This is a genomic window from Pseudomonas sp. TH49 (assembly GCF_016650625.1).
Taxonomy (GTDB): Bacteria; Pseudomonadota; Gammaproteobacteria; order Pseudomonadales; family Pseudomonadaceae; genus Aquipseudomonas; species Aquipseudomonas fluorescens_H.
The window spans coordinates 1,140,244-1,163,184 of record NZ_JAEKFL010000002.1 but is presented as its reverse complement, the minus strand read 5'-3'; the positions used below and the strand labels follow the sequence as shown (position 1 = coordinate 1,163,184).

21 protein-coding genes are annotated in these 22,941 nt (G+C 61.1%); 8 read left to right on the top strand and 13 right to left on the bottom strand.

Annotation, left to right across the window (positions count from 1 at the left end):
• Positions 1–45 precede the first annotated feature (45 nt).
• Together JFU48_RS22725 and JFU48_RS22720 are read right to left on the bottom strand one after the other, a co-directional pair.
• Positions 46–3,144 (bottom strand): efflux RND transporter permease subunit, encoded by a 3,099-nt coding sequence (locus JFU48_RS22725; RefSeq protein ID WP_201137736.1) that lies wholly within the window; start codon positions 3,142–3,144, stop codon positions 46–48.
• 15 nt (positions 3,145–3,159) lie between these two features.
• On the bottom strand, positions 3,160–4,317 hold the full coding sequence (locus tag JFU48_RS22720) for an efflux RND transporter periplasmic adaptor subunit (protein ID WP_003224660.1): 1,158 nt from the start codon (positions 4,315–4,317) through the stop codon (positions 3,160–3,162).
• 276 nt (positions 4,318–4,593) lie between these two features.
• On the opposite strand from JFU48_RS22720, the gene JFU48_RS22715 reads away from it, so the two are divergent.
• Both JFU48_RS22715 and JFU48_RS22710 read left to right on the top strand, forming a co-directional pair.
• Positions 4,594–5,295, top strand: coding sequence for a response regulator transcription factor (locus JFU48_RS22715; protein WP_003224662.1), 702 nt, complete (start codon positions 4,594–4,596; stop codon positions 5,293–5,295).
• Between the two features lie 4 nt (positions 5,296–5,299).
• Positions 5,300–6,601: an ATP-binding protein gene (locus JFU48_RS22710; RefSeq protein WP_201137735.1), complete on the top strand. Its 1,302-nt coding sequence runs from the start codon at positions 5,300–5,302 to the stop codon at positions 6,599–6,601.
• A 113-nt stretch (positions 6,602–6,714) separates the two neighbouring features.
• Here JFU48_RS22710 and pncA read toward each other — a convergent pair whose 3' ends face one another.
• From pncA to JFU48_RS22690, 4 genes are all read right to left on the bottom strand, one after another.
• Positions 6,715–7,341 carry a bifunctional nicotinamidase/pyrazinamidase gene (pncA, locus tag JFU48_RS22705; protein ID WP_201137734.1) on the bottom strand — a complete coding sequence of 209 codons (627 nt, stop codon included), beginning with the start codon at positions 7,339–7,341 and terminating at the stop codon, positions 6,715–6,717.
• A gap of 50 nt (positions 7,342–7,391) precedes the next feature.
• A complete protein-coding gene (locus tag JFU48_RS22700) occupies positions 7,392–8,150 on the bottom strand; it encodes an anti-sigma factor family protein (protein WP_201137733.1) in 759 nt (252 codons plus the stop codon).
• Complete coding sequence (locus tag JFU48_RS22695) at positions 8,147–8,605, bottom strand: sigma-70 family RNA polymerase sigma factor (RefSeq protein ID WP_242486740.1); 459 nt, start codon at positions 8,603–8,605, stop codon at positions 8,147–8,149. The genes JFU48_RS22700 and JFU48_RS22695 overlap by 4 nt, the downstream gene beginning before the upstream one ends.
• A gap of 90 nt (positions 8,606–8,695) precedes the next feature.
• Positions 8,696–9,229 (bottom strand): tetratricopeptide repeat protein, encoded by a 534-nt coding sequence (locus JFU48_RS22690; RefSeq protein ID WP_103483362.1) that lies wholly within the window; start codon positions 9,227–9,229, stop codon positions 8,696–8,698.
• A gap of 175 nt (positions 9,230–9,404) precedes the next feature.
• Between JFU48_RS22690 and JFU48_RS22685 the strand changes: the two genes are divergently transcribed.
• The 3 genes from JFU48_RS22685 to nudC all read left to right on the top strand — a co-directional run bounded on the left by JFU48_RS22685 (position 9,405) and on the right by nudC (position 12,049).
• The gene (locus JFU48_RS22685; protein ID WP_003224674.1) at positions 9,405–10,178 is read left to right on the top strand and encodes a class I SAM-dependent methyltransferase; all 774 of its coding nucleotides are present in this window, start codon (positions 9,405–9,407) and stop codon (positions 10,176–10,178) included.
• Between the two features lie 221 nt (positions 10,179–10,399).
• Complete coding sequence (locus tag JFU48_RS22680; RefSeq protein WP_003224676.1) at positions 10,400–11,212, top strand: crotonase/enoyl-CoA hydratase family protein; 813 nt, start codon at positions 10,400–10,402, stop codon at positions 11,210–11,212.
• Between the two features lie 6 nt (positions 11,213–11,218).
• Entirely contained in the window at positions 11,219–12,049 is an 831-nt protein-coding gene (gene nudC / locus JFU48_RS22675; RefSeq protein ID WP_201137732.1) for an NAD(+) diphosphatase, read from the top strand.
• Here nudC and JFU48_RS22670 read toward each other — a convergent pair.
• Complete coding sequence (locus JFU48_RS22670; protein WP_003224680.1) at positions 12,017–12,796, bottom strand: TSUP family transporter; 780 nt, start codon at positions 12,794–12,796, stop codon at positions 12,017–12,019. The genes nudC and JFU48_RS22670 overlap by 33 nt on opposite strands.
• Positions 12,797–13,129: 333 nt before the next feature.
• Here JFU48_RS22670 and sfnG point away from each other — a divergent pair, with 333 nt between their 5' ends.
• A complete protein-coding gene (gene sfnG, locus JFU48_RS22665) occupies positions 13,130–14,212 on the top strand; it encodes a dimethylsulfone monooxygenase SfnG (protein ID WP_201137731.1) in 1,083 nt (360 codons plus the stop codon).
• A 121-nt stretch (positions 14,213–14,333) separates the two neighbouring features.
• On the opposite strand, the gene JFU48_RS22660 is transcribed toward sfnG, so the two are convergent.
• Together JFU48_RS22660 and JFU48_RS22655 are read right to left on the bottom strand one after the other, a co-directional pair.
• Entirely contained in the window at positions 14,334–14,813 is a 480-nt protein-coding gene (locus tag JFU48_RS22660; RefSeq protein WP_103483367.1) for a nuclear transport factor 2 family protein, read from the bottom strand.
• 55 nt (positions 14,814–14,868) lie between these two features.
• On the bottom strand, positions 14,869–15,432 hold the full coding sequence (locus JFU48_RS22655) for a TetR/AcrR family transcriptional regulator (protein WP_096796073.1): 564 nt from the start codon (positions 15,430–15,432) through the stop codon (positions 14,869–14,871).
• Between the two features lie 215 nt (positions 15,433–15,647).
• On the opposite strand from JFU48_RS22655, the gene pssA reads away from it, so the two are divergent.
• The gene (gene pssA, locus JFU48_RS22650) at positions 15,648–16,991 is read left to right on the top strand and encodes a CDP-diacylglycerol--serine O-phosphatidyltransferase (RefSeq protein ID WP_003224687.1); all 1,344 of its coding nucleotides are present in this window, start codon (positions 15,648–15,650) and stop codon (positions 16,989–16,991) included.
• A gap of 123 nt (positions 16,992–17,114) precedes the next feature.
• On the opposite strand, the gene efeO (JFU48_RS22645) is transcribed toward pssA, so the two are convergent.
• Genes efeO (JFU48_RS22645) through efeU form a run of 4 tightly spaced genes read right to left on the bottom strand, consistent with a single transcriptional unit; the run spans position 17,115 to position 21,340 of the window.
• A complete protein-coding gene (gene efeO / locus JFU48_RS22645) occupies positions 17,115–17,939 on the bottom strand; it encodes an iron uptake system protein EfeO (RefSeq protein WP_201137730.1) in 825 nt (274 codons plus the stop codon).
• A 25-nt stretch (positions 17,940–17,964) separates the two neighbouring features.
• On the bottom strand, positions 17,965–19,263 hold the full coding sequence (gene efeB, locus JFU48_RS22640) for an iron uptake transporter deferrochelatase/peroxidase subunit (RefSeq protein ID WP_201137729.1): 1,299 nt from the start codon (positions 19,261–19,263) through the stop codon (positions 17,965–17,967).
• A 17-nt stretch (positions 19,264–19,280) separates the two neighbouring features.
• Entirely contained in the window at positions 19,281–20,480 is a 1,200-nt protein-coding gene (efeO, locus tag JFU48_RS22635) for an iron uptake system protein EfeO (RefSeq protein ID WP_201137728.1), read from the bottom strand.
• A gap of 8 nt (positions 20,481–20,488) precedes the next feature.
• Positions 20,489–21,340, bottom strand: a complete 852-nt coding sequence (efeU, locus tag JFU48_RS22630; protein WP_103483370.1) for an iron uptake transporter permease EfeU — start codon at positions 21,338–21,340, stop codon at positions 20,489–20,491.
• Positions 21,341–21,633: 293 nt separating this feature from the next.
• Between efeU and JFU48_RS22625 the strand changes: the two genes are divergently transcribed.
• Positions 21,634–22,650 carry an AraC family transcriptional regulator gene (locus tag JFU48_RS22625; protein ID WP_003224697.1) on the top strand — a complete coding sequence of 339 codons (1,017 nt, stop codon included), beginning with the start codon at positions 21,634–21,636 and terminating at the stop codon, positions 22,648–22,650.
• Positions 22,651–22,941: the final 291 nt, after the last annotated feature.

Below are 22,941 nucleotides of genomic sequence, written 5' to 3'. Positions count from 1 at the left end.
TGACTGACACGACGCCTTTCGCGAGCAAGCCCGCTCCCACAGGGATCAGTGGTGTTTGGTAAAGCGTTGTACGAGCTTCATGACCACCACGAAGAACAACGGGACGAAGATCACGGCCAATGTCGCCGTAATCATCCCGCCGATAACCCCGGTGCCAATGGCCTGCTGGCTTGCCGAGCTGGCGCCGGTGGCGATGGCCAGCGGCACTACGCCAAGGATGAATGCCAGCGAGGTCATGATGATCGGCCGCAGACGCAGGCGCGCTGCCTGCAACGTCGCATCGATCAGGTCATGGCCTTCGTCATACAGACTCTTGGCGAACTCGATGATCAGGATCGCGTTCTTTGCCGAAAGACCGATGATGGTAATCAGCCCGACCTTGAAGAACACGTCGTTGGGCATCCCGCGCAAGGTCACCGCCAGCACTGCGCCGAGCACGCCCAGCGGCACCACCAGCAGGACCGAGGTCGGAATCGACCAACTCTCGTACAGCGCCGCCAGACACAGGAACACGATCAGCAGCGACAGACCGAGCAGGATCGGCGCCTGACTGCCGGACAAACGTTCCTGCAACGACAGCCCTGTCCATTCCTGACCCAGACCTTTCGGCCCTTGGGCGACCAGCCGTTCAATCTCCGCCATGGCCTCGCCGGTGCTGTGTCCGGGCGATGGCTCGCCGGAAATCGCAATCGCCGGGTAGCCGTTATAGCGGGTCAACTGCGCCGGGCCTTGGGTCCATTTCGCCTGGACGAACGCCGACAGCGGCACCATGTGCCCGGCGTTGTTGCGCACGTGCATTTTCAGCAGATCATCGACCTGACTGCGCTGATCGCCTTCGGCCTGCACCACCACCCGTTGCATCCGGCCCTGGTTGGGAAAGTCGTTGACGTACGAAGAGCCGATGGCAGTGGACAGCGCGTTGCCGATGTCGGCGAACGACACGCCCAGCGCGTTGGCCTGCTTGCGGTCCACCTCCAGTTGCACCTGCGGTGCTTCGGCCAGCGCGCTTTCGCGAACGTTCATCAGCACCGGGCTTTTTTCCGCGGCGGCGAGCAGTTCGCTGCGCGCCTGCATCAATGTCGCGTGGCCGAGACCGCCGCGATCCTGCAGACGGAATTCGAAGCCGCTCGACGTGCCGAGGCCATCCACCGGCGGCGGCAACACCGCAAAGGCAACGGCGTCCTTGATCTGGCTCAGGGCGATGTTGGCGCGATCGGCAATCGAGGTGGCGGAATCATCATGGCCGCGTTCAGACCAGTCCTTGAGGGTGGTGAACGCCAATGCCGCGTTCTGCCCGCTGCCGGAGAAGCTGAAACCGAGAATCACCGTGCTGTCGCCCACACCCGGTTCACTGGCGTTGTGCGCTTCGATCTGCTCCACCACCTGCACCGTACGGTTCTTGCTCGCGCCCGGCGGCAGTTGAATGTCAGTGATGGTGTAACCCTGATCCTCAACCGGCAGGAACGAGGAGGGCAGGCGCGCAAAGCACACGCCCATGCCGATCAGCAGCACGCCGTAGATCAGCAGATAACGCCCGCTGCGCTTCAGCGCGTAGCCGACCCAGCCTTGATAGCGATCGGTCAGTTGCTCGAAGCGGCGGTTGAACCAGCCGAAGAATCCCGACTTCTCATGATGCTCGCCCTTGGCAATCGGCTTGAGCAGCGTGGCGCACAGTGCCGGGGTCAAGGTCAGGGCCAGGAATGCCGAGAACAGGATCGAGGTCGCCATCGACAGCGAGAACTGCCGGTAAATCACGCCCACCGAACCCTGCATGAATGCCATCGGAATGAACACTGCCACCAGCACCAGAGTGATGCCGATGATGGCGCCGGTGATTTGCTTCATCGCCTTGCGCGTCGCCTCTTTCGGCGACAAGCCTTCACTGGCCATGATCCGCTCGACGTTCTCCACCACAACGATCGCGTCGTCCACCAGAATGCCGATCGCCAGCACCATGCCGAACATGGTCAGCACGTTGATCGAGAAACCCAGCGCCAGCATGGTGGCGAAAGTGCCCATCAGGGCCACCGGCACCACCAGCGTCGGGATCAGCGTGTAGCGGATGTTCTGCAGGAACAGAAACATCACCGCAAACACCAGCAGCATTGCTTCGCCGAGGGTGTAGACGACTTTGGTGATCGAGACTTTGACGAACGGCGAGGTGTCATACGGAATCTTGTATTCCACGCCCGCCGGGAAGTAGCGCGACAGCTCGTCCATCTTCGCCCGGATCAATGTCGCGGTAGCGAGGGCATTGGCTCCCGGCGCCAGCTGCACGCCGACAGCGGTGGACGGCTTGCCATTCAGACGAGTGCCGAACTGGTATTCCTGGCTGCCAATCTCGACCCGCGCCACATCACCGATCCGCACGGTGGAGCCGTCCGGATTGGCCTTGAGCACGATGTCGGCGAACTCTTCCGGCGTCGACAACTGCCCCTTGACCAGAATCGTCGCGGTGATTTCCTGCGAGGACGGATTGGGCAAGTCACCAATGCTGCCCGCCGAGACCTGGGCGTTTTGCGCGACGATGGCGGCGTTGACGTCGGCCGGGGTCAGATTGAAACCGATCAGCTTCTGCGGGTCGATCCAGATCCGCATCGCCCGTTCGGCGCCATACAACTGCGCTTTGCCGACGCCGTCGATGCGTTTGATCTCGTTCATCACGTTGCGCGCCAGATAATCACTGAGCGCCACATCATCGAGTTTGCCGTCACTGGACGTCAGGGTGATCAGCAACAGGAAGCCGGCAGAGACTTTCTCCACCTGCAAGCCTTGCTGGTTCACCGCTTGCGGCAGGCGCGACTCGACCACTTTGAGCCGGTTCTGTACATCGACCTGGGCCAGTTCCGGGTTGGTGCCGGGCTGGAAGGTGGCCTTGATCGTCGCGCTGCCGAGGCTGCTTTGCGATTCGAAGTACAGCAGGTGATCGGCGCTGTTGAGCTCTTCCTCGATCAGGCTGACCACGCTTTCATCGACGGTCTGCGCCGATGCGCCGGGGTACACGGCGTAGATTTCGATCTGCGGCGGCGCGACGTCGGGGTATTGCGCCACCGGCAATTGCGGGATGGACAGCGCACCGGCCAACAGGATGAACAGGGCGACGACCCAGGCGAACACCGGGCGATCGATAAAAAACTGCGGCATATGAAAACGTCCTGCTTACTGACCAGAGGTCTGGGCAAGTGGAAGAGGGGTGTCGTCGATCTGCACCTTTTCGCCGGGACGGGCGTGTTGCAGGCCTTCGATGACAATGCGGTCGCCGGGCTTGAGGCCGCCGGTGACGATCCAGCGGTCGTTCTGCACCGCGCCCAGTTGCACCGGCTGCTGGGCGACGCGCATCTGCTCGTCGACGGTCAGCACCTGGGCGATACCCGCGCTGTCACGCTGCACCGCACGCTGCGGCACGGTGATGCCGTTCTGCACCGTCGCTTGTTGCAGGCGAACGCGGATGAAGCTGCCCGGCAGCAGGTCGAGGTCAGGGTTGGGGAATTCGCTGCGCAGAATGATCTGGCCGGTGCCCGGATCGACGCTGATGTCGCTGAACAGCAGTTTGCCCGGTAACGGATAGAGGCTGCCGTCATCCTGGATCAGCGTGGCCTTGACCTGATCCTGACCGACTTCCTGCAACTGCCCGGAACGGAACGCGCGACGCAGTTCATTCAGTTCACGGGTCGACTGGGTAAGGTCGGCGTAGATCGGGTTGAGCTGTTGAATCAGCGCCAGTGGCGTGGTTTCGTTCTGCCCGACCAGCGCACCTTCGGTGACCAGCGCACGGCCGACACGTCCGGAAATCGGCGCGGTGACGGTGGCGTAGCCGAGGTTCAGCTTCGCGCGTTCCACGGCGGCTTTGTTGGCCGCCACGTCGGCGGCGGTTTGCCGGGCATTGGCGCGGGCGTTGTCGTAATCCTGCGCGCTGATGGCCTTGTCGTCGATCAACTGCGCGTAGCGCTGCTCCTGCAACTTCGCCTGGAACGCATTGGCTTCGGCCTTGCGCAGCGCGGCTTCAGCGCTGTCCAGGTCAGCCTTGAACGGTGCCGGGTCGATGCGGAACAGCACGTCGCCCTTTTTCACGTCGCTGCCTTCGCGAAAGGTGCGTTGCAGCACCACACCGGCCACCCGGGCGCGCACTTCGGCGATCCGTGGCGCAGCGATGCGCCCGCTCAGTTCGCTGCTGATCGACAGGGGGCGGGCCTCGATGGTCTCGATCCGCACGGTGGCCGGCGGCGCTTCCTCTTCAGCCTTCGAAGACGAATCACAGGCGCCCAGCAACAGCGCAACGGCGATGAGGCCGAGCCCGGCCAGCAGATTTTTCGACATGTACTACCCCCAATATTGAAGCCCGCATCCTAAGGCCAGACGCCGAGGGTAGCGGTGAAGCTTTGTAGGCGCTGTGTGAAATTGTGTAAGGGTTTTACTCAGGGACGGGTGAGGACGTATATCCTTTATGTCTTGAAATTTATTGCGACAGATAAACCGCCATCGCGAGCAGGCTCACTCCTACATTGGAACTGTGCCAGACACGAACCTTGTAGGAGCGAGCCTGCTCGCGATGAGGCCCGAACAGTCGCCACTGCACTTTCCTTGGAACACCCCATGCCCAACATCCTCCTGGTCGAAGACGACACCGCCCTCGCCGAACTGATTTCCAGCTACCTGGAGCGCAACGGTTATTCCGTCAGCGTGATCGGCCGTGGCGACCACGTGCGCGAACGGGCACGGATCAATCCGCCGGATCTGGTGATTCTCGACCTGATGCTGCCGGGTCTCGACGGCCTGCAGGTCTGCCGCTTGCTGCGCGCCGATTCGGCAACCCTGCCGATTCTGATGCTGACCGCCCGCGACGACAGTCACGATCAGGTGCTGGGCCTGGAAATGGGGGCTGACGACTACGTCACCAAGCCCTGCGAACCACGGGTTCTGCTGGCCCGGGTGCGTACTTTGCTGCGGCGCAGCAGCCTTGGTGAACCGATGACGGTCAATGACCGGATCGTCATGGGCAATCTGTGCATCGACCTGTCCGAGCGCACCGTGACCTGGCGCGAGCAGCCGGTTGAGCTGTCCAGCGGCGAATACAATTTGCTGGTGGTACTGGCCCGCCATGCCGGTGAGGTCTTGAGTCGCGACCAGATCCTGCAACGCCTGCGCGGCATTGAGTTCAACGGCACCGACCGTTCGGTGGACGTGGCGATTTCCAAGTTGCGGCGCAAGTTCGACGATCACGCCGGCGAGGCGCGCAAGATCAAGACCGTGTGGGGCAAGGGTTACCTGTTCAGCCGTTCCGAATGGGAATGCTGAGCTGATGTTCAGAATCCTGTTCCGCCTGTATCTGGTGACGATCGTCTCCTACAGCGCGGCCATTTATCTGGTGCCGGATCTGGTGATCATGGCGTTCCGCGAGCGCTTCATCACCTACAACCTCGACTATTCGCGCGGCCTGCAATCGCTGATCACTCGGCAGTTTCACGCAGTGCCGCAAGACCAGTGGCCAGCGCTGGCGCAGTCGATGGACAAGGACTTCCTGCCGTTGCACATCGCCCTGGCGCGCATCGACGACGCCGATTTCACCGCCCCCGAGCAGGCACGTCTGCGCGCTGGGGAAAACGTGGTGCGCCTTGGCGATTGGGGATGGCGCACCTTGGCGGTTACGCCGCTGAACGATGACGTCGCCGTGCAAATGGTGGTGCCGCCGGATCCGCTGGACGTCAATCTGTTGTACTGGAGCATCAACGTGCTGATCGGCGCGAGCATGCTCGCCTGCCTGCTGCTGTGGATTCGTCCGCACTGGCGCGATCTGGAACGGCTCAAGGGCGCCGCCGAACGCTTCGGCAAGGGCCACTTGAGCGAGCGCACGCAGATCCCGCCCAGCTCCAACATCGGCAGCCTGGCCAACGTGTTCGACACCATGGCCGGCGACATCGAGGACCTGCTCAATCAGCAGCGCGACCTGCTCAACGCGGTGTCCCACGAATTGCGCACGCCACTGACCCGGCTGGATTTCGGTCTGGCCCTGGCGCTGTCCGATGATTTGCCGGCGACCAGTCGCGAGCGCCTGCAAGGGCTGGTCGCGCACATACGCGAACTGGATGAGCTGGTGCTGGAATTGCTGTCTTACAGCCGCCTGCAGAATCCGGCGCAATTACCGGAACAGGTAGAGGTGTCGCTTGATGAGTTCATCGACAGCATTCTGGGCAGCGTCGATGAAGAGCTGGAATCGCCGGACATCGTCATCGACGTATTGCTGCATGGCCAGCTCGAACGCTTTTCGCTGGATCCGCGCCTGACCGCCCGGGCGATCCAGAACCTGCTGCGCAATGCCATGCGCTATTGCGAAAAACGCATTCAGATTGGCGTGCAGGTCAGCCCCGATGGCTGCGGGATCTGGGTCGACGACGATGGGATTGGTATCCCGGATGACGAGCGGGAACGGATTTTCGAACCGTTCTATCGCCTCGATCGCAGTCGTGATCGGGCCACCGGTGGCTTCGGCCTGGGCCTGGCGATCAGCCGCCGGGCGCTGGAGGCGCAGGGCGGGACGCTGACGGTGGAAAGTTCGCCGCTGGGCGGGGCGCGGTTCAGGTTGTGGTTGCCGAACCTGGCTTGACCCGAAATCTGTGGGAGCGGGCTTGCTCGCGAAGGCGGAGCATCAGTCGACATAGATTTATCTGACACACCGCTTTCGCGAGCAAGCCCGCTCCCACAGGGGTTTTAGGTTGGTCAGATGAGTTGGTTCGACTGAATCAACCCAACCCCGGCCGTTTGCATCCGCTCCATCGCCGTCGCCAGTGATCCATCCATGTCAATGGCGCGACAGGCATCCAGCACCACAAACGCATTGAACCCCGCCGCCCGCGCATCCAGCGCCGAGTACATCACGCAGAAATCCAGCGCCAGACCGACCATGTACACCGTGTCGATCCCGCGTTCTTTCAGGTAACCGGCCAGACCGGTGGTGGTGCGCCGGTCCGCCTCGAGAAACGCCGAATAGCTGTCGATGTCCGGGTTGCAGCCCTTGCGGATGATCAGTTGCGCGTGAGGCAGATCCAGCTTTGGGTGAAACTCGGCGCCGGCAGTGCCCTGCACGCAATGATCCGGCCAGAGCGTCTGTTCGCCGTAGGGCAACTGAATCACATCGTAGGGCTTGCGCCCGGGGTGACTCGAGGCAAACGACGCGTGCCCGGTCGGGTGCCAGTCCTGGGCAATGATCACCTGTTTGAACAGAGCGCCGAGACGATTGATCAACGGTACGATCAGATCGCCTTCAGGGACGGCCAGTTGGCCGCCCGGAGTGAAGTCGTTCTGAACGTCGATGACCAGCAGGGCAGTGCGGGGTGAAATCTGCATCGGTGCTTCCTCCTTGGATAATCACGCGCTCAGCATAGTAGCCGCGGCAATCATGCGCTCAACCGTTCGATCAAGCGCCTGGCGAAGTCTTCCAGCTCCGGCGCCGGGTTGTGCCCGATCAACATCCACGCATGCTCACCTTCGGTCCAGTACACCACGTTCATTTCATGGCGCCTTTCATGCGCCAGTGGCCGACTGCCGCTATTGGTGCGGGTCACGCACAAGGCCAGCGGCCCATGTTTCGCGTCCAGATAGGTCAGTTGTGCGATCGGTACGCCGTCGTACTCGAGCATTTGTGCACGTTTGAGTTCGGCGCCCGGCAACTTCAGCCGCGCCGGTGACAGGTTCAGGCCGAGCCGCGCGTCCACAGCGCGTAATTGCGCGCGTTGGCTGGCTTCGTCGCTCGGCAAATGATCGAGGGTTTGCGGCACATACAGCGCCATATAGTCGCCGACCAAGGCGCGCCAGTTATGCGCTTGCTGTGATTGCCAGGCGATGAACAGGCGATCGGCCAATACGCCGCCAGCCAGCAGGCTCGCGGCGGCCGCACCGATAAACCAGCGTCGGCTCAGGCCCGGCCGTTGGGGAGAGGGAATCGCATCGAGGCGCGCCTGCAAACGTTCCAGCGGGGCCTGTTGTGCCAGTTCGTCATAGGCTTCCTTGTACGGCAGGCTGCTGCGTTCGAACCATTGCACGCGCAGGCTGAGCAACGGGTCGTCGGCAATCGCGCTGTCGAGCTGGCTGCGATACGCGGGGTCCAACTCGTCATCGAGGTAGGCCACCAGTTGTTCGTCGGAGGGCTTGTTCATGGGCGGTCACCTCCGGTGGTTTTCGGCACGGCTTGCAGGGGCGGGTATTCAGCCAGTTTCAGGCGCGCGGTGGCCAGACGGCTCATCACCGTGCCGATCGGCACTTGCAGGATCTCGGCGACTTCGCGGTAGGACAGGCCTTCGACATAAGCCAGATACACGGTTTCGCGCTGGGTTTCCGGCAACGCATCGACCCGGCGAATTACTTGCGCCGCCATCACGTGCGTCTGCGCCGCGTATTCGCCATCGAAGGCCAGTTGTCCGTCGGCATCGACCTGACCGGCGCCCTGACGCACCCGGCGGGCGCGCACTTCGTTGAGCCAGATCGAATGCAGGATGCTCAGCAGCCAGCGATCCATGCGCGTGCCGACCACATATTGCCCGGCACGCTCCAGCGCCCGCACGCACGTGGCCTGCACCAGATCCTCGGCCACGTGCCGATTGCGCGACAGCAGCAGACCGTAGCGCCACAGTCGCGCCAGATGTTGTCCGAGTTCCGCTCTGAATGCCTGATCGCTGACGATGATGGCGTTCCTTTATCTATTTCAGGTTTTCGATGAATCGTTGATGGCTTCAGCCAGGTCCTGGTATTCCTCGCAGGAGGTGCCGCAAATCGATTTGATCTGCTGCAACTGTTCCTGCGCCAGATCGACGCGGCCTTTGATCACGTAGGCTTCGCCGAGGTATTCGCGCACTTGCGCGTATTGCGGATCGAGTTTCACCGATTGCAGGTAATAGCCGATGCCCTCGTCGGTACGCCCCAGTTTTCGCGTGGCGTAACCGCGATAGTTGAGGGCCTTGGCGGTGTTCGGTTGTTTCAAGGTGTCGAGCAGGGCCAGGGCTTCTTCGTATCGACCGTCCTTGGCCAATCTGTAGGCGTAATCGGTCCGATCGGCATCCGGCACGGCGCTGCTGGTCTGCATCACGCATTTCTGCGATTTGCTGTCCCAGACCTGGCCTTTGGGGCAATTGGGCTTCTGCACGGGAGCGTCTTCATCACCGTTGGCAAACGCCATCGATGCGGACAACGCGGCCACCAGCAGCAACGGGGCGGCGAACATAACGGAACGGATAGTCATGGGCAAGGCTCCACAGAGGGTTATGTATCACTTTGAACACCGCAGGACGGCAATTTATTCATTGCTTTGTCAGGCTCTGTTCAAGGTACGCGCAAATAGCGCGGTTATGCTCAGGAACGCCTGCCGTCCATCCAGCGCTTTGCCATGACCCAGCGCTGACACACGAGGAACTGCCATGAAAGATCAGGTCCATCATTCCGCTGCTGCCGGCTACAGGACTGCCGCCGACACCTACGTCAAAGGTCGCCCCGATTACCCGCCGCAGGTCAGCCAGTGGCTGACCCAGACGTTGGGTCTGGACAGTCACAAGACCGTCATCGATCTGGGTGCCGGTACCGGCAAGTTCACCGGACGGCTGGTGGCGACCGACGCGCAGGTAATCGCCGTGGAACCGGTGGCGCAGATGCTGGAAAAACTCTCCGCCGCCTGGCCGCAGGTGCTGGCGGTGAGCGGCACCGCCACGGATCTGCCATTGCCCGACGCGTCGGTGGATGCGGTGGTCTGCGCGCAGGCGTTTCACTGGTTCGCCACTCCCGAAGCCTTGAACGAAATCGCCCGCGTGTTAAAGCCCGGCGGCAGACTCGGGCTGATCTGGAACCTGCGCGACACGCAGGTGAGCTGGGTACCGAAACTCGATGCCCTGGTCAACGCGCTTGAGGGTGACACGCCGCGTTACTACACCGGCCAGTGGCGTCAGGCGTTCCCGCATCCGGCGTTCGGACCGCTGCTGTTGCAGAAGTTTCACCATAGTCACACCGGCTCGCCGGAGGATGTGATTTTCAATCGGGTACGCTCCACCAGCTTCATCGCGGCACTGCCGCAGGCGCAGCGGGACAAGGTCGATGAGCAGATCCGCGCGTTGATCGCCTCGGAGCCGGCGTTGCGTGGGCGGCATGTGCTGACGGTGCCTTATGAGACGGCGGCGTATGTGGCGGTGAAGGGCGGTTAGATCGGCGGTGCAGCCCTTCGCGAGCAGGCTCGCTCCCACAAGGATCGGTGGTGAATGCAGAAACTGAGTTCACTGAATATCAATGTGGGAGCGAGCCTGCTCGCGAAGAGGCCAGCCCTGACACTGCATCTCCCGAGTCAGTCCCGCATTTGGCCGAACCGCCATCGTGATGCCTTGTTATAGTTCGGGCTTCATTTTTTGCCCGGTAAAGGATCACTGCCATGACTCAATACACCGCCTTCAGCGTCGAACTGGCCGACAACATTGCTCATGTGCAGATCAATCGTCCGGAAAAGATCAACTCGATGAACGCTGCGTTCTGGAGCGAGATCGTCGAGATTTTTCAGTGGATCGATGACACCGACGAAGTGCGGGTGGTGGTACTGAGCGGCAACGGCAAACACTTTTCCTCGGGCATCGACCTGATGATGCTCGCCGGCGTCGCCAATGAACTGGGCAAGGACGTCGGCCGTAACGCACGCCTGCTGCGGCGCAAGATCCTCACCCTGCAAGCCTCGTTCAACGCTGTCGACAACTGCCGCAAACCGGTGCTCGCGGCAATTCAAGGTTATTGCCTCGGTGGCGCCATCGACCTGATCGCCGCCTGTGACATGCGTTACGCCGCCGAAGACGCGCAGTTCTCGATCAAGGAAATCGATATCGGCATGGCTGCCGATGTTGGCACTTTGCAACGGTTGCCACGGATCATCGGGGACGGCATGCTGCGTGAACTGGCTTACACCGGCCGCACCTTCGGCGCTGAAGAAGCGCGCAGCATCGGCCTGGTCAATCGCGTGTATGGCGACAAGGAGCTGCTGCTCGAAGGCGTGATGGACATTGCCCGTGACATCGCCAGCAAATCGCCGATCGCCGTGACCGGTACCAAGGAAATGATCAGCTACATGCGCGACCATCGCATCGATGACGGTCTCGAATACGTTGCCACCTGGAACGCCGCCATGCTGCAATCCACCGACTTGCGCGTGGCCATGGCCGCCCATATGAGTAAACAGAAACCCGAATTTCTGGATTGAGAAACCATGACAGCTCGCTGGACCACTGCAGTACTGGACACCGATCAACCCGGCCGCTGGGCCGTGGCGCGCAGCCCCGAAGGCTTTCTGTTCGATGACAACGGCGCGCTGTTCCCGCGGGAATGGCTCAAGCGCCAGGACTTGTCGATCCTCGCCGAACACGGCATCGGCCATCTCGATGGCGAGCCGGTGTATCTGCTGGAATTGCACCGTTCCAGCGAGGTGCCGGGCTGCAACTGGAAAGGCCTGCGGGCGTTCATGCTCGAAGGTGATCACACCGTCTATAAAGTGCTGGGCTATGCCGCGCAGATCGGTACCTGGGCCCGCGAGCATCGGTTTTGCGGCAACTGCGGACAGGCGATGACACAGGTGCCGGGCGAGCGGGCGATGTATTGCCAGCCGTGCGACCTGCGCAGTTATCCGCGCATTTCGCCGAGCATGATCGTGCTGGTCACCCGTGGCGACGAGATCCTGCTGGCGCGCTCACCGCGTTTCGTTAGCGGGGTCTACAGCACGCTGGCCGGGTTCGCCGAGCCGGGCGAGTCGGCGGAGGACTGCCTGATTCGCGAAGTGCGCGAGGAAGTCAGTATCGAGGTGAAGAACATCCAGTACATGGGCAGCCAGTGCTGGCCGTTCCCGCATTCGATGATGCTCGGCTTCCATGCCGAATATGCCGGTGGCGAAATCATCTGCCAGGAAGACGAGATCGAAGACGCCCAGTGGTTCAACGTGCACGATTTGCCGCCGTTGCCGGCGTCAAAATCGATTGCCCGGTACCTGATCGACGTCTACGTGGCGCGCCGCTTAGGCCACGCTGAACCAGTGTTGCCAGGCTAGCCGCACGGTCAAGCCCAGCACCACGGTGATGAACACCGGGCGAATGAACTTGGCGCCACCGCTGATCGCGGTGCGCGCCCCGAAGAACGCGCCGACCATCACCGACAGGCCCATGCTCAGGCCGATGATCCAGTCCACTTGCCCGGAAAACACGAACACCGACAGCGCCGCAATGTTGCTGACGAAGTTCATGCTGCGCGCCACCCCGCTGGCCTTGACCAGATCGATCGGGTAGAGCAGCAGGCTGCTGACCGTCCAGAACGCACCCGTGCCGGGGCCGGCCACGCCGTCGTAGAAACCGAGGCTGAAGCCTTGGGTCGATTGCCATTTCTTCTTGATCGGCGCGTCACTGTCCAGCGGCGCTTTGGGCGTGCCGCCGAACAACAGATACAGGCCACAGGCGAAGACGATCACCGGCAGCATCTTGTTCAGCCATTCCGCCGGCAGGTAGTGCGCGACGATAGCCCCGGTGAGTGCGCCGACCAGGGTGCCGACGATCGCGTGCATCCACTGCCGAGGGTGGAACAGTTTGCGTCGGTAGAAAGTGAAACTGGCGGTGGCCGAGCCGAACGTCGAACTCAGTTTGTTGGTGCCCAGCACCAGATGCGGCGGCAGGCCGGCGGTGAGCAGCGCCGGAGTGGTCAACAGACCGCCGCCGCCGGCAATGGCGTCGATGAAACCGGCAATGAAAGCGACGAGGGCGAGGATGGCCAGGGTGGTGAGGTCAACGCTGAGTTCGAAAGGCATGGAGTCGGCTTATTCGGCAGGGCGCAGAGGGGCTGCGGGGAAGGGCTGACATGTTACCTGTATCCGGCTTTTGCGGCGACCCGTCGGACGCCTTCGCGAGCAAGCCCGCTCCCACACTCTGGAATGCGTTCACCCTGTGGGAGCGGGCTTGCTCGCGAAGGGGCCAGCTCAGACATCGCCTATTCAACTGTTGCACACCCAACACCTCGACAACAAATTACCCTCCAAGAATGCAACTCCATCGGCTTCAAACCCAATAAAACCGGGCCTCTGAGCGATGGCACGCTTGCTGCTCTGTCCCACTGACCTTCCCAACGTCCCGAGGACACGCCAATGAGCAAGCAAGCCGTTAAATTCGCCTACTGGGTGCCAAACGTCAGTGGCGGTCTGGTGGTCAGCAAGATCGAGCAGCGCACCGACTGGGGCATCGACTACAACCGCAAACTGGCGCAACTCGCCGAGGCGGCGGGGTTCGAGTATGCCCTGACGCAGATCCGTTTCACCGCCGGGTACGGTGCCGAATTCCAGCATGAATCAGTGGCGTTCAGTCACGCACTGCTGGCTGCCACCAGCAAGCTCAAGGTGATCGCGGCGATTCTGCCGGGGCCCTGGCAACCGGCACTGGCGGCCAAGCAGTTGGCGACCATCGATCAACTCACCAACGGCCGGATCGCGGTGAACATCGTCAGCGGCTGGTTCAAGGGCGAGTTCCAGGCCATCGGCGAACACTGGCTGGAACACGACGAGCGCTATCGGCGCTCGGAGGAATTCATCCGTTCGTTGCGCGGGATCTGGAGTCAGGACGACTTCAGCTTTCGCGGTGACTTCTACCGCTTCGACCATTACACCCTCAAACCGAAACCGCTCGGGCATCCGGAAATCTTTCAGGGCGGCAGCTCCCGTGCCGCACGAGACATGGCGGCGCGAGTTTCGGATTGGTATTTCACCAACGGCAACAGCGTCGAGGGGATCAAGGCTCAGGTCGATGACATTCGGGCCAAAGCGGCGGCAAACAATCATTCGGTGAAGATCGGCGTCAACGCTTTCGTCATCGCCCGCGACACTGAAGAAGAGGCGCGCGCGGTACTGGCGCAGATCATCGATCAGGCCGACCCGGAAGCGGTCAACGCTTTCGGTGACGCCGCGAAACAGGCGGGCAGGGCGTCGCCAGAAGGTGAGGGCAACTGGGCGAAATCGACGTTCGAGGATCTGGTGCAGTACAACGATGGCTTCAAGACCAACCTGATCGGCACGCCACAGCAGATTGCCGAGCGGATCGTGGCGTTGAAAGCGGTGGGGGTGGATCTGGTGCTGGCGGGGTTTCTGCACTTTCAGGAAGAGGTGGAGTATTTCGGCAAGCGTGTGCTGCCGCTGGTGCGCGAGCTGGAAGCCGAAAGGACTGTCGCAGTAGCCTGAACACCACAAAAACCTGTAGGAGTGAGCCTGCTCGCGATTGCGTATGAACAGTCAATATTCAGGCTGACTGACACACCGCTATCGCGAGCAGGCTCACTCCTACAATTGGAACTATGTGAACTTAGAGACCGAGATCGGAGAGCCCCGGATGATCATCCGGACGCCGACCCAGCGGCCAGTGGAACTTGCGCTCGCTTTCCTTGATCGGCATGTCGTTGATGCAGGCATAGCGTTGAAACATCAGCCCGTGCTCATCGAACTCCCAGTTTTCATTGCCGTAGGAGCGAAACCAGTTGCCCGAATCGTCGTGCCATTCATAGGCGTAGCGCACGGCAATGCGGGTGTCGGAGTAGGCCCAGAGTTCCTTGATCAGACGGTAGTCCAGCTCCTTGGCCCATTTACGGGTCAGGAAGGCCTTGGCTTCTTCGCGGTTGTTGGCGAACTCGGCGCGGTTGCGCCATTTTGTGTCGACGGTATAGGCCAGCGACACCTTCTCGGGATCGCGGGAGTTCCAGCCATCTTCGGCCAGACGTACTTTTTCGATAGCCGATTCACGGTTGAACGGCGGTAAAGGCGGACGCACTTGGGCAGCAGTCGACATTTTCAGTCTCCCGATCTAATTAACGATTAAACAACGCTCAGGCTTATTTAAGGCGTTACAGGTCCAATAACTTACGCGCCATGCATTGCGCATTATCAGCGGCACTGTGATCACCCATCACCAGCGCTACGGTAATGGCGCCGTCAATCAGGATCAGCAATTGTCTGGCCAGACGTTGCGGATCTTCGACGCCATGTTCGGTACACAGCTCGCACAGGTAGTCGAGCAGTTTCTGTTTGTGGTCTTTGGCGACCTGGCGCACCGGGTCTTCGGGATCGCCGGTTTCGCCACTGGTATTGATGAAGGCGCAGCCGCGAAAGCCTTCCGAGGCGAACCAGCTTTTGAGCACTGTAAACAGGTTGAGCAGGCGGTCGGCCGGGGTCTCGGCCTGATCAACCGCGCTGCGGTACCAGTGCATCCAGCGCACATCGCGGCGTTGCAGGGCCGCGACGGTCAACTCCTCCTTGTTGGCGAAGTAGCGGTAGATGCTTTTTCTGGAGACGCCGGCGGTTTTCACCAGAAGATCCATGCCGGTGGCGGCGATGCCACTTTTGTAGATCAGCTTTTCGGTGACATCCAGAATGATGTCGCGGGTCGAGGTGTCAGTGATTTCGTTCATGTGGTGAACAGTAGAACGATCGTTCTCCTTGGTCAAGAGGTTATTTTTGTGTCTGCCATACCGCTTTCGCGAGCAAGCCCGCTCCCACATTTGAAATGCGATCCTTTGTGGGAGCGAGCCTGCTCGCGAAGGCGTCATTACAGACAGTAACAAGACCCGAACCGGTTGATGGTGTAAGCTCTCGGGTTCTTCGGATTCGACCCATTGCGAGCCCTATGCCGTTGCTTTTCAAACGCTCTTTGCTGCCCAAACTGCGCAGCTTTCCGCTGACTGCCGAGGCCGTGACCATTCTGTCCGGCGCCGCCGAGTTCCGTCGTTGCCTGCTGGAGAAAATCGCCGAGGCGACCCAACGCATCTACATCGTTGCGCTGTACCTGCAGCACGACGAGGCCGGTCAGGAAATTCTCGATGCCTTGCACGCCGCCAAGCTCAAGCGTCCGGAGCTGGAAATCGTCGTGGTCGTCGACTGGCTGCGCGCCCAGCGCGGCTTGATCGGTGCCGGCAAACAGCCGGGCAACTCGGCGTGGTACCAGGAAATGACCCGCACACACCAGAGCGAAGTGCCGGTCTACGGCGTTCCGGTGCAGACCCGCGAGTTGTTTGGCGTGCTGCATCTGAAAGGCTTCGTGATCGACGATTGCGTGGTTTACAGCGGTGCGAGCCTGAACAATGTCTATCTGCACAAGTTCGACAAGTACCGGTTCGACCGCTATCACGTCATCGAAAACCGCGAACTGGCCGACTCGATGCAGCATCTGGTCAAGCACGGTCTGATCGAATCCAAGGCCGTGCATCGCCTCGATCTGCCGAACCTGCCGACCACCCGCAGCCTGCGCAACGACATCGGCGATCTGCGCAGCCGTCTCAAATATGCGGCGTACGACACCAGTGCCGGCAGCACGGCGCATACCGGTCTGTCGGTGAGTCCGTTGCTGGGCGTGGGCAAGAACAACCCGTTGAACCGGGTGATTGTCGAACTGATCGCCAGCGCGCAACAGCAACTGACCATTTGCACCCCGTACTTCAATCTGCCGCTGCCAATCATCCGCGAGGTCAACCGCGCACTGGCCCGTGGGGTGAAGATCGACATCGTGGTTGGCGACAAGACGGCCAACGATTTCTACATTCCGCCCAGCGAGCCGTTCAAGGTGATCGCGGCGCTGCCGTATCTGTACGAGATCAGCCTGCGCCGCTTTGCCAAGCGGCATCAGCGCAACATCGACAGCGGCCAGTTGAACCTGCATCTGTGGCGTGACGGCGACAACAGCTATCACCTCAAGGGCATGTGGGTTGACCAGCGTTATACGCTGCTGACTGGCAACAACCTCAATCCACGGGCGTTCCGCCTGGACCTGGAAAACGCGCTGCTGATCGATGATCCGCAAGGCGAGTGGCTGGCGCCACGGGCGAAGGAGCAGGAAGAGATTTTCCGCAATACCACGCGGATTGCCAGCTTCCAGAGCCTGGAGACACTGCCGGAGTACCCGGCGGGGGTGGCGAAGTTTCTCAAGCGGGTGAGTCGGGTGCGGATTGAGCGGTTGCTCTACCGGATTTTGTAACCCTTCAGATTATTCGGTGCGGTTAAAACCGCTATCGCGAGCAGGCTCACTCCTACAGGGGAATGCATTCCAACTGTAGGAGTGAGCCTGCTCGCGATGGGGCACTTAAGGCCTCTACATCAATCAGTTCAGACCCAACTTGCCACGCAACGTGGAAAGATCTTCAGCCAAAGTATTGACCGGGCCAACCAGCGCCTTGCGGTCTGCATCTTTCACTTTGTCGTAAGTCTCGAAACCACCGTCCTTGGTCTTGTACTTGGCGAGGATCTTGTCCACGGTGGCGAAGTTCTTGTCGACTTTGGCGACGAATGCCTTGTCCTGTTTTTCGATCTGCGGACGGAACAGGTCGACGATTTTCTTCGCGCCGTCGATGTTGCCCTGGAAGTCATACAGGTCAGTGTGGCTGTAGCGGTCTTCTTCACCGGAGATCTTGGTCGCGGCCACTTCTTCCAGCAGCGCGGCAGCACCACCAACGACTTTCTCCGGCGGGAAGGTCAGGCCGGCGACGCGGGTCTGCAGGTCTTTCACATCGCTGTCGAGCTTGTCCGCTAGGGCCGTCAGGCCTTCGGTGCTTTTCTCCGAGAACAGCGAGTATTCGATGCGATGGAAACCGGTGAAGTCTTCCGCCTTCACACCTTTTTCATGGTCGTCGACGCGGGAGTCGATGGACGCATCAAGGTCACTGAACAGCTCGGCGATCGGCTCGATCGACTCGTAGTAGACGCGGGTCGGCGCGTAAAGCTTCTGCGCGGTGGCCAGATCACCTTTCTTCACCGCATCGGTGAATTGTTTGGTGTGAGTGCCCAGTTGATCCAATTGCTCGGTGACGTAGATCTTGTAGTCCGACACCGGGCCGACCAGATCCAGTGGCGCCGTCGCGGCGAACGCCGAAAGTGGGGTGTTGAGCAAACCGAGGGTCAGCAGTAACGCGAGTGGCGACTTTTTCATGGAGCGGCTCCGAAGGTTTTTATGGTTATGCAGCTGTTTTGGGTTGTGTGGCGTTGAGCAGCGAGCGACCGATGAAATCCTTGTCGCCGGTGACACCCGGAAGGGTGAAGAAGTAACCGCCGCCGACCGGTTTGAGGTATTCCTCAAGCGGCTCGCCGTTGAGGCGGGTCTGCACGGTGATGAAGCCTTTTTCCAGATCGGCCTGGTAACAGATGAACAGCAGGCCCATGTCGAGCTGACCGTTCTTGTTCACGCCGTTGGAGTAGTTGAACGGCCGGCGCAGGATCAGGTTGGCTTGGCTCGCGGCGGTACGCGGGTTGGCCAGGCGAATGTGCGCGTCGAGCTTGGTCAGTTTGCCTTCCGGGTCTTTGCTGTAATCCGGGACTTCGGTTTCGTGGTTGGCGCCCATCGGCGCGCCACTGGTCTTGACCCGACCGATGATGCTTTCCTGTTCCTGCAGCGGTGTACGGTCCCAGCGCTCGACGAAGTTGCGGATGATCCGTACGGCTTGATAGCTGCCGTGGGCCGCCCACGCCGGCTCATCGCTGCCCGGTTGCACCCAGACAATCTTGTCCATCGCTTTGGCGTCGTTGGAATCGGGGTTGGCCGAGCCATCACGGAAACCGAGGAAGTTGCGCGCCGATTGCGCCGGCACCCCCGGTTTGGCCGGGGCTTGCGGCGGCACGCTGCCTTCCTGTTTCCAGCGCACCAGCAGCAGGTCCGGCAGGTTTTTCACGATATCGCGCAGGGCGTGAATGTTGGTGTCGGTGGTGTTCGAGCAGAACTGCAGGCTCAAGTCGCCGTGGCAGCAATCGGCTTCCAGCGCATCGTTGGGGAAACCGACCATGCGTTGCAGGCGCTTCGGTTTGGCTGCGGCCAGACCGAAGCGCTCGTCGAATAACGATTCGCCTACTGAGACAGTGATGGTCAGGTTGTCCGGGGTCACCACCGGCCCGAGAATGCCGGAATCCGGCGGTGGCAGTTTCGGGTCGATCTGCGCCACCGGGCCGCCCTTCATCAGGAACGCGATGCGTTCGTTGAGGGTGCGGAACAGCCGCTCCAGGTCTTCGCGATCACTGGCCAGTACGTCGAACGAAACGAACATGCCGGCCGCCGGCCGTGGGGTGACGATGCCGGTCTGGTGCACGCCGTGGAAGTCGTGGCGATCTTCGGTCTTGTCGCTGCTCGGGGCTTCGGTCACTTGTGCCGGGGCCGCAGCCATCGCCGGACAGCTCAGGGCCGAACCGGCCAGTGCGACGCCAGCGACGCCCATGCCCATCAGGAGGCGGCGACGTTGCAGATCGAGGTTTTGCAAATCTTTCATCGGTATTCGTCTTCTGCTTACAGGCCGGAGAGGCCGAGGGCGGGATCGATGCCATCCAGAGCGTCAGCCAGAGCCTGAGCCTTGTCGGCGATCTGTTTGCGTTGTTCGCCACTGACCGTGTCGTAAGTGGCGTAGCCGTCCTTGACCTTGAAGCGGTTCAATACGTTGTCGAAATCGCTCAGCGCCGCGTCAATTTTCGGCAGCAGATCCGGCGCCGACTTGGTCAGCATCGGCCGCAGCAGCTCGACCACTTTGTGCGCGGTTTCCAGGTTGCCGGCAAAGCCGTTGAGGTCGCCGTGGCTGTAGCGTTCCTCTTCACCGCTGGCGGCGCGCACGTCGGCCAGGGTGTTGAGGTTGCGCACCACGATGCTCACCAGTTGCTCCGGCGGCAGCGACTGGGCCAGCAGTTGTTGTTTGAGGGTGGTGACGTCGGCCAGCAGACGCTCGGCCACCGGGCTCAAGCCGTCGAGGCTGCGTTGCTGAAACAGCGCGTATTCGATCCGGTGGAAACCGACGAACGCTGGATCCTGTTCGCGTTTTTCGAAGTAATCGGCGCGGGCATTGATGCTGTTGTCCAGTTCCGCCAGACGTTGCGCGGCAAGTGCCAGACGCTGGTAAGCGGCACGGGCCGGCAGGTACAGCGCCTGTGCCTGGGCCAAGTCGCCGCCGGTAATCGCCTGATTCAGCGCGGTCACGGCTTTGATCAGCGCGCTGCCCTGAGTGGCCAGATACACGCGGAACTCCGACAGCGGCCCGACGAACGCGACCATCGACGGTTTGGCCTTGGCGGCCTCATCGGAGGCGGCAGTCGGCGTTACGTGCAGCACGCCACGCGGATTGCTCAGCAGACCGCACGTAATCGCGTAGTCGCCGGGTTGCAGGTTGGCGTTGATCACCTGGCTCAGGCCGGGGGCGATGTTCTCGCGCTCTTCGATTACCAGCACGCCGTCGAGGATTTCCCATTCCACCGCCCGGTCGGAGCGGTTGACGATGCGGAAACTGGCGCGACCGGCGGGAACCGTCAGCTCGTTCGGATCGCAGCTGTGCGCGTTGATGTTCACCACCACTTCATCATGGTTGTGCTGCCGCTTGGCCGCGGCCATTTTCGAGGCGTAGTAGAACAAGCCACCGGCGGCGATCATCACGACCACCGAACCGGCCACCGCCCAGCGCAAGGCGCGGGGAGGGGAGGCCTGAGGAGTATTAGGCTTTGACATGGATGCCCTTATTGGCTGGAAGCGGAAGTCGTTTTGGCAGCGGCTTTAGTGCTGACCGGCGCGGCGGGGTAGAAGAACATCACCAGCGCCACCACCAGATAGATCAGATAGGCACCGAGGGTGCTGACGGTCGGTGCATCCTGATAGCCGAACATACCGGCCAGCACCGAACCCAGCGGGCCATCCATCGGTAGCGTCGCACTGAAGTCGAAGAGCACGGTTTGCAGGTGATTCCACACCCCGGCTTCATGCAGCGCCTGCACCGAGTTGGCAAGAATCCCGGCGGCGACCACCAGAATGAACAACCCGGTCCACTTGAAGAACGCCGACAGGTTCAGGCGCATGCTGCCGCTGTAGATCAGGAAGCCGACAATGATCGCCAGCACCAGGCCGAGCAGGGCACCGATCGGCGCGCCCGGGCCTTCGCTCTGCTGAAATACGGCGAGCAGGAAGAACACGGTTTCCAGCCCTTCGCGAGCCACGGCGAAGAACACCATGGCGATCAGCGCGATCACCTGATGCTTTGACGAGGTCAGGGCGTGATCAAGCGAGGCCTGCAGCGAATGCTTGATCGAACGCGCGACTTTGCGCATCCAGAACACCATCGAGCTGAGAATGCCCACCGCGACCAGTCCGACAATGCCTTCGAACAACTCCTGCTGTTTCTGCGGGAATTCGGCGCTCACCAGTTCCAGGCCACCACCGACCAGCAACGCCAGGGCCGCAGCGAGAAACACGCCGATCCACACGGCAGGCATCCACTGGCCACGGCCGGTTTGTTGCAGGTAGCTGGCGATGATGCCAACGATCAGCGCGGCTTCGATGCCTTCGCGCAGCATGATCAGAAAGGGAACGAGCATTCAGGCAACCACGAGTTTTAGATAGGTGGCTAAGTTGTAACATAATGACACTCATTCCCAAATGGGGATGGTTGACATTTACCTGAACATTCGCTGAACGGTACCTATCTTGGCCTTGCTCAGATCCAATTGTGGGAGCGGGCTTGCTCGCGAAGGCGGCGCGTCAGTCGATAAGGATGTTGCTGACACATCGCCTTCGCGAGCAAGCCCGCTCCCACAGGGGGATTCGTGCTGAATTCGCATCCTGCGTTAAGATGCCCCTCACTCGAAAACAACAAGGTCTGCCTCGCTCCATGTCGGAAAAAGACACCATCGCCGTTCAACTGGTGCGTGAAGCGCTGCTGCAAAGTTGTGCCCCGGGCGTGGCCACGGATGAAGTCTTGAACAAGGTCGGGATTGCCCCGGCCCTGCTGCACCGCGAACAGGGCCGGGTGCCGGCCTCGCAATATGCGAAACTCTGGCGATTGCTGGCCCGGCGCGGTGATGACGAGTTCTTCGGCATGGATCCGCGCAAGCTCAAGTCCGGCAGTCTTGAGTTCCTTTGCCGCAGCGCCATGGCGCAACCGACGCTGGCCGCCGGGCTCAACAGCGGGCTTAACTTCCTCTCGCTGATGCTGGAAAAAATCCCGGCGCAACTGCTGCATCAGCAAAGTCTGGCGGAAATCGTCCTGCTCGAAGACGACCCCGAACCCCGCCGGGCCTTCACCTATTTCACTTACTGGATGATCGTCCACGGCGTGGCGTGCTGGCTGGCGGGGCGGCGGATTCCGATTCTGGCGATCGAGTTGCGCTGCGCCGAGCCGGATTTCTGCGACGACTACCGGGTAATGTTCTCGGAAAACCTGCGTTTCGACCGTCCGCGCACGCGGATGATCTTTGCTGCTGACTGTCTCGATCTGCCGATCAAGCGTACGGCCGAAGAACTGAAACGCTTTCTGGCCCATGCGCCGGCAAACATTCTGGTGAAGTACCGCGACCCGGAAAGCCTCGCCAGCCGAATCAAACAGGATCTGCGGCAGCTACCCGCCGAACAGTGGCCGGAGACCGAGGCGCTAGCGCAACAACTGTGCATGTCTGCCTCGACCCTGCGCCGGCGATTGTCCGAGGAGGGGCAGACCTATCAGGGTCTCAAGGACAGCGTGCGCAAGGAACTGGCAATCACCTGGCTGGCCGAGCCGTCGATCAGCTTCGTCGAAATCGCGACGCGGCTGGGGTTTGCCGATGCGAGTTCGTTCTACAAGGCGTTTCGCAAGTGGTCCGGGTCGAACCCGGGGCATTACCGCACTCTGATCCTCAACGAAGCCGTCTGATCCGGATTGTCAGTCGCCTGATCGGGCCTCTTCGGGAGCAAGCCCCCTCCCACATTTGAAATGCATTCTTCCTGTGATTGCAGCCTTCCTGGTTTTCACAGGTGGAGCATTCTTTTAAATGCAATCTTCTGTGATTGCAGCTTTCACAGTGATCCCCCCATTTGAAATGCAATTCCCTTGTGGGAGGGGGCTTGCTCCCGAAGGCGCCAGTCCAGGCGGCACATCTCTGGAATCTTGGCCAAACCAATCAGCCAGATTGACAGCTTTGACCATTGCCGCCTCCGCGCCGCA

What these genes read in the sequence shown, in the direction of transcription:
- pncA (WP_201137734.1), bottom strand. Translation starts at nt 7,341, where the DNA reads ATGCAGATTTCACCCCGCACTGCCCTGCTGGTCATCGACGTTCAGAAC.
- efeU (WP_103483370.1), bottom strand. Translation starts at nt 21,340, where the DNA reads ATGCTCGTTCCCTTTCTGATCATGCTGCGCGAAGGCATCGAAGCCGCG.
- JFU48_RS22700 (WP_201137733.1), bottom strand. Translation starts at nt 8,150, where the DNA reads ATGAACAAGCCCTCCGACGAACAACTGGTGGCCTACCTCGATGACGAG.
- sfnG (WP_201137731.1), top strand. Translation starts at nt 13,130, where the DNA reads ATGAGCAAGCAAGCCGTTAAATTCGCCTACTGGGTGCCAAACGTCAGT.
- nudC (WP_201137732.1), top strand. Translation starts at nt 11,219, where the DNA reads ATGACAGCTCGCTGGACCACTGCAGTACTGGACACCGATCAACCCGGC.
- JFU48_RS22670 (WP_003224680.1), bottom strand. Translation starts at nt 12,796, where the DNA reads ATGCCTTTCGAACTCAGCGTTGACCTCACCACCCTGGCCATCCTCGCC.
- JFU48_RS22720 (WP_003224660.1), bottom strand. Translation starts at nt 4,317, where the DNA reads ATGTCGAAAAATCTGCTGGCCGGGCTCGGCCTCATCGCCGTTGCGCTG.
- efeB (WP_201137729.1), bottom strand. Translation starts at nt 19,263, where the DNA reads ATGAAAGATTTGCAAAACCTCGATCTGCAACGTCGCCGCCTCCTGATG.
- JFU48_RS22660 (WP_103483367.1), bottom strand. Translation starts at nt 14,813, where the DNA reads ATGTCGACTGCTGCCCAAGTGCGTCCGCCTTTACCGCCGTTCAACCGT.
- efeO (WP_201137730.1), bottom strand. Translation starts at nt 17,939, where the DNA reads ATGAAAAAGTCGCCACTCGCGTTACTGCTGACCCTCGGTTTGCTCAAC.
- JFU48_RS22655 (WP_096796073.1), bottom strand. Translation starts at nt 15,432, where the DNA reads ATGAACGAAATCACTGACACCTCGACCCGCGACATCATTCTGGATGTC.
- JFU48_RS22710 (WP_201137735.1), top strand. Translation starts at nt 5,300, where the DNA reads ATGTTCAGAATCCTGTTCCGCCTGTATCTGGTGACGATCGTCTCCTAC.
- JFU48_RS22680 (WP_003224676.1), top strand. Translation starts at nt 10,400, where the DNA reads ATGACTCAATACACCGCCTTCAGCGTCGAACTGGCCGACAACATTGCT.
- efeO (WP_201137728.1), bottom strand. Translation starts at nt 20,480, where the DNA reads ATGTCAAAGCCTAATACTCCTCAGGCCTCCCCTCCCCGCGCCTTGCGC.
- JFU48_RS22625 (WP_003224697.1), top strand. Translation starts at nt 21,634, where the DNA reads ATGTCGGAAAAAGACACCATCGCCGTTCAACTGGTGCGTGAAGCGCTG.
- JFU48_RS22715 (WP_003224662.1), top strand. Translation starts at nt 4,594, where the DNA reads ATGCCCAACATCCTCCTGGTCGAAGACGACACCGCCCTCGCCGAACTG.
- pssA (WP_003224687.1), top strand. Translation starts at nt 15,648, where the DNA reads ATGCCGTTGCTTTTCAAACGCTCTTTGCTGCCCAAACTGCGCAGCTTT.
- JFU48_RS22685 (WP_003224674.1), top strand. Translation starts at nt 9,405, where the DNA reads ATGAAAGATCAGGTCCATCATTCCGCTGCTGCCGGCTACAGGACTGCC.
- JFU48_RS22725 (WP_201137736.1), bottom strand. Translation starts at nt 3,144, where the DNA reads ATGCCGCAGTTTTTTATCGATCGCCCGGTGTTCGCCTGGGTCGTCGCC.
- JFU48_RS22690 (WP_103483362.1), bottom strand. Translation starts at nt 9,229, where the DNA reads ATGACTATCCGTTCCGTTATGTTCGCCGCCCCGTTGCTGCTGGTGGCC.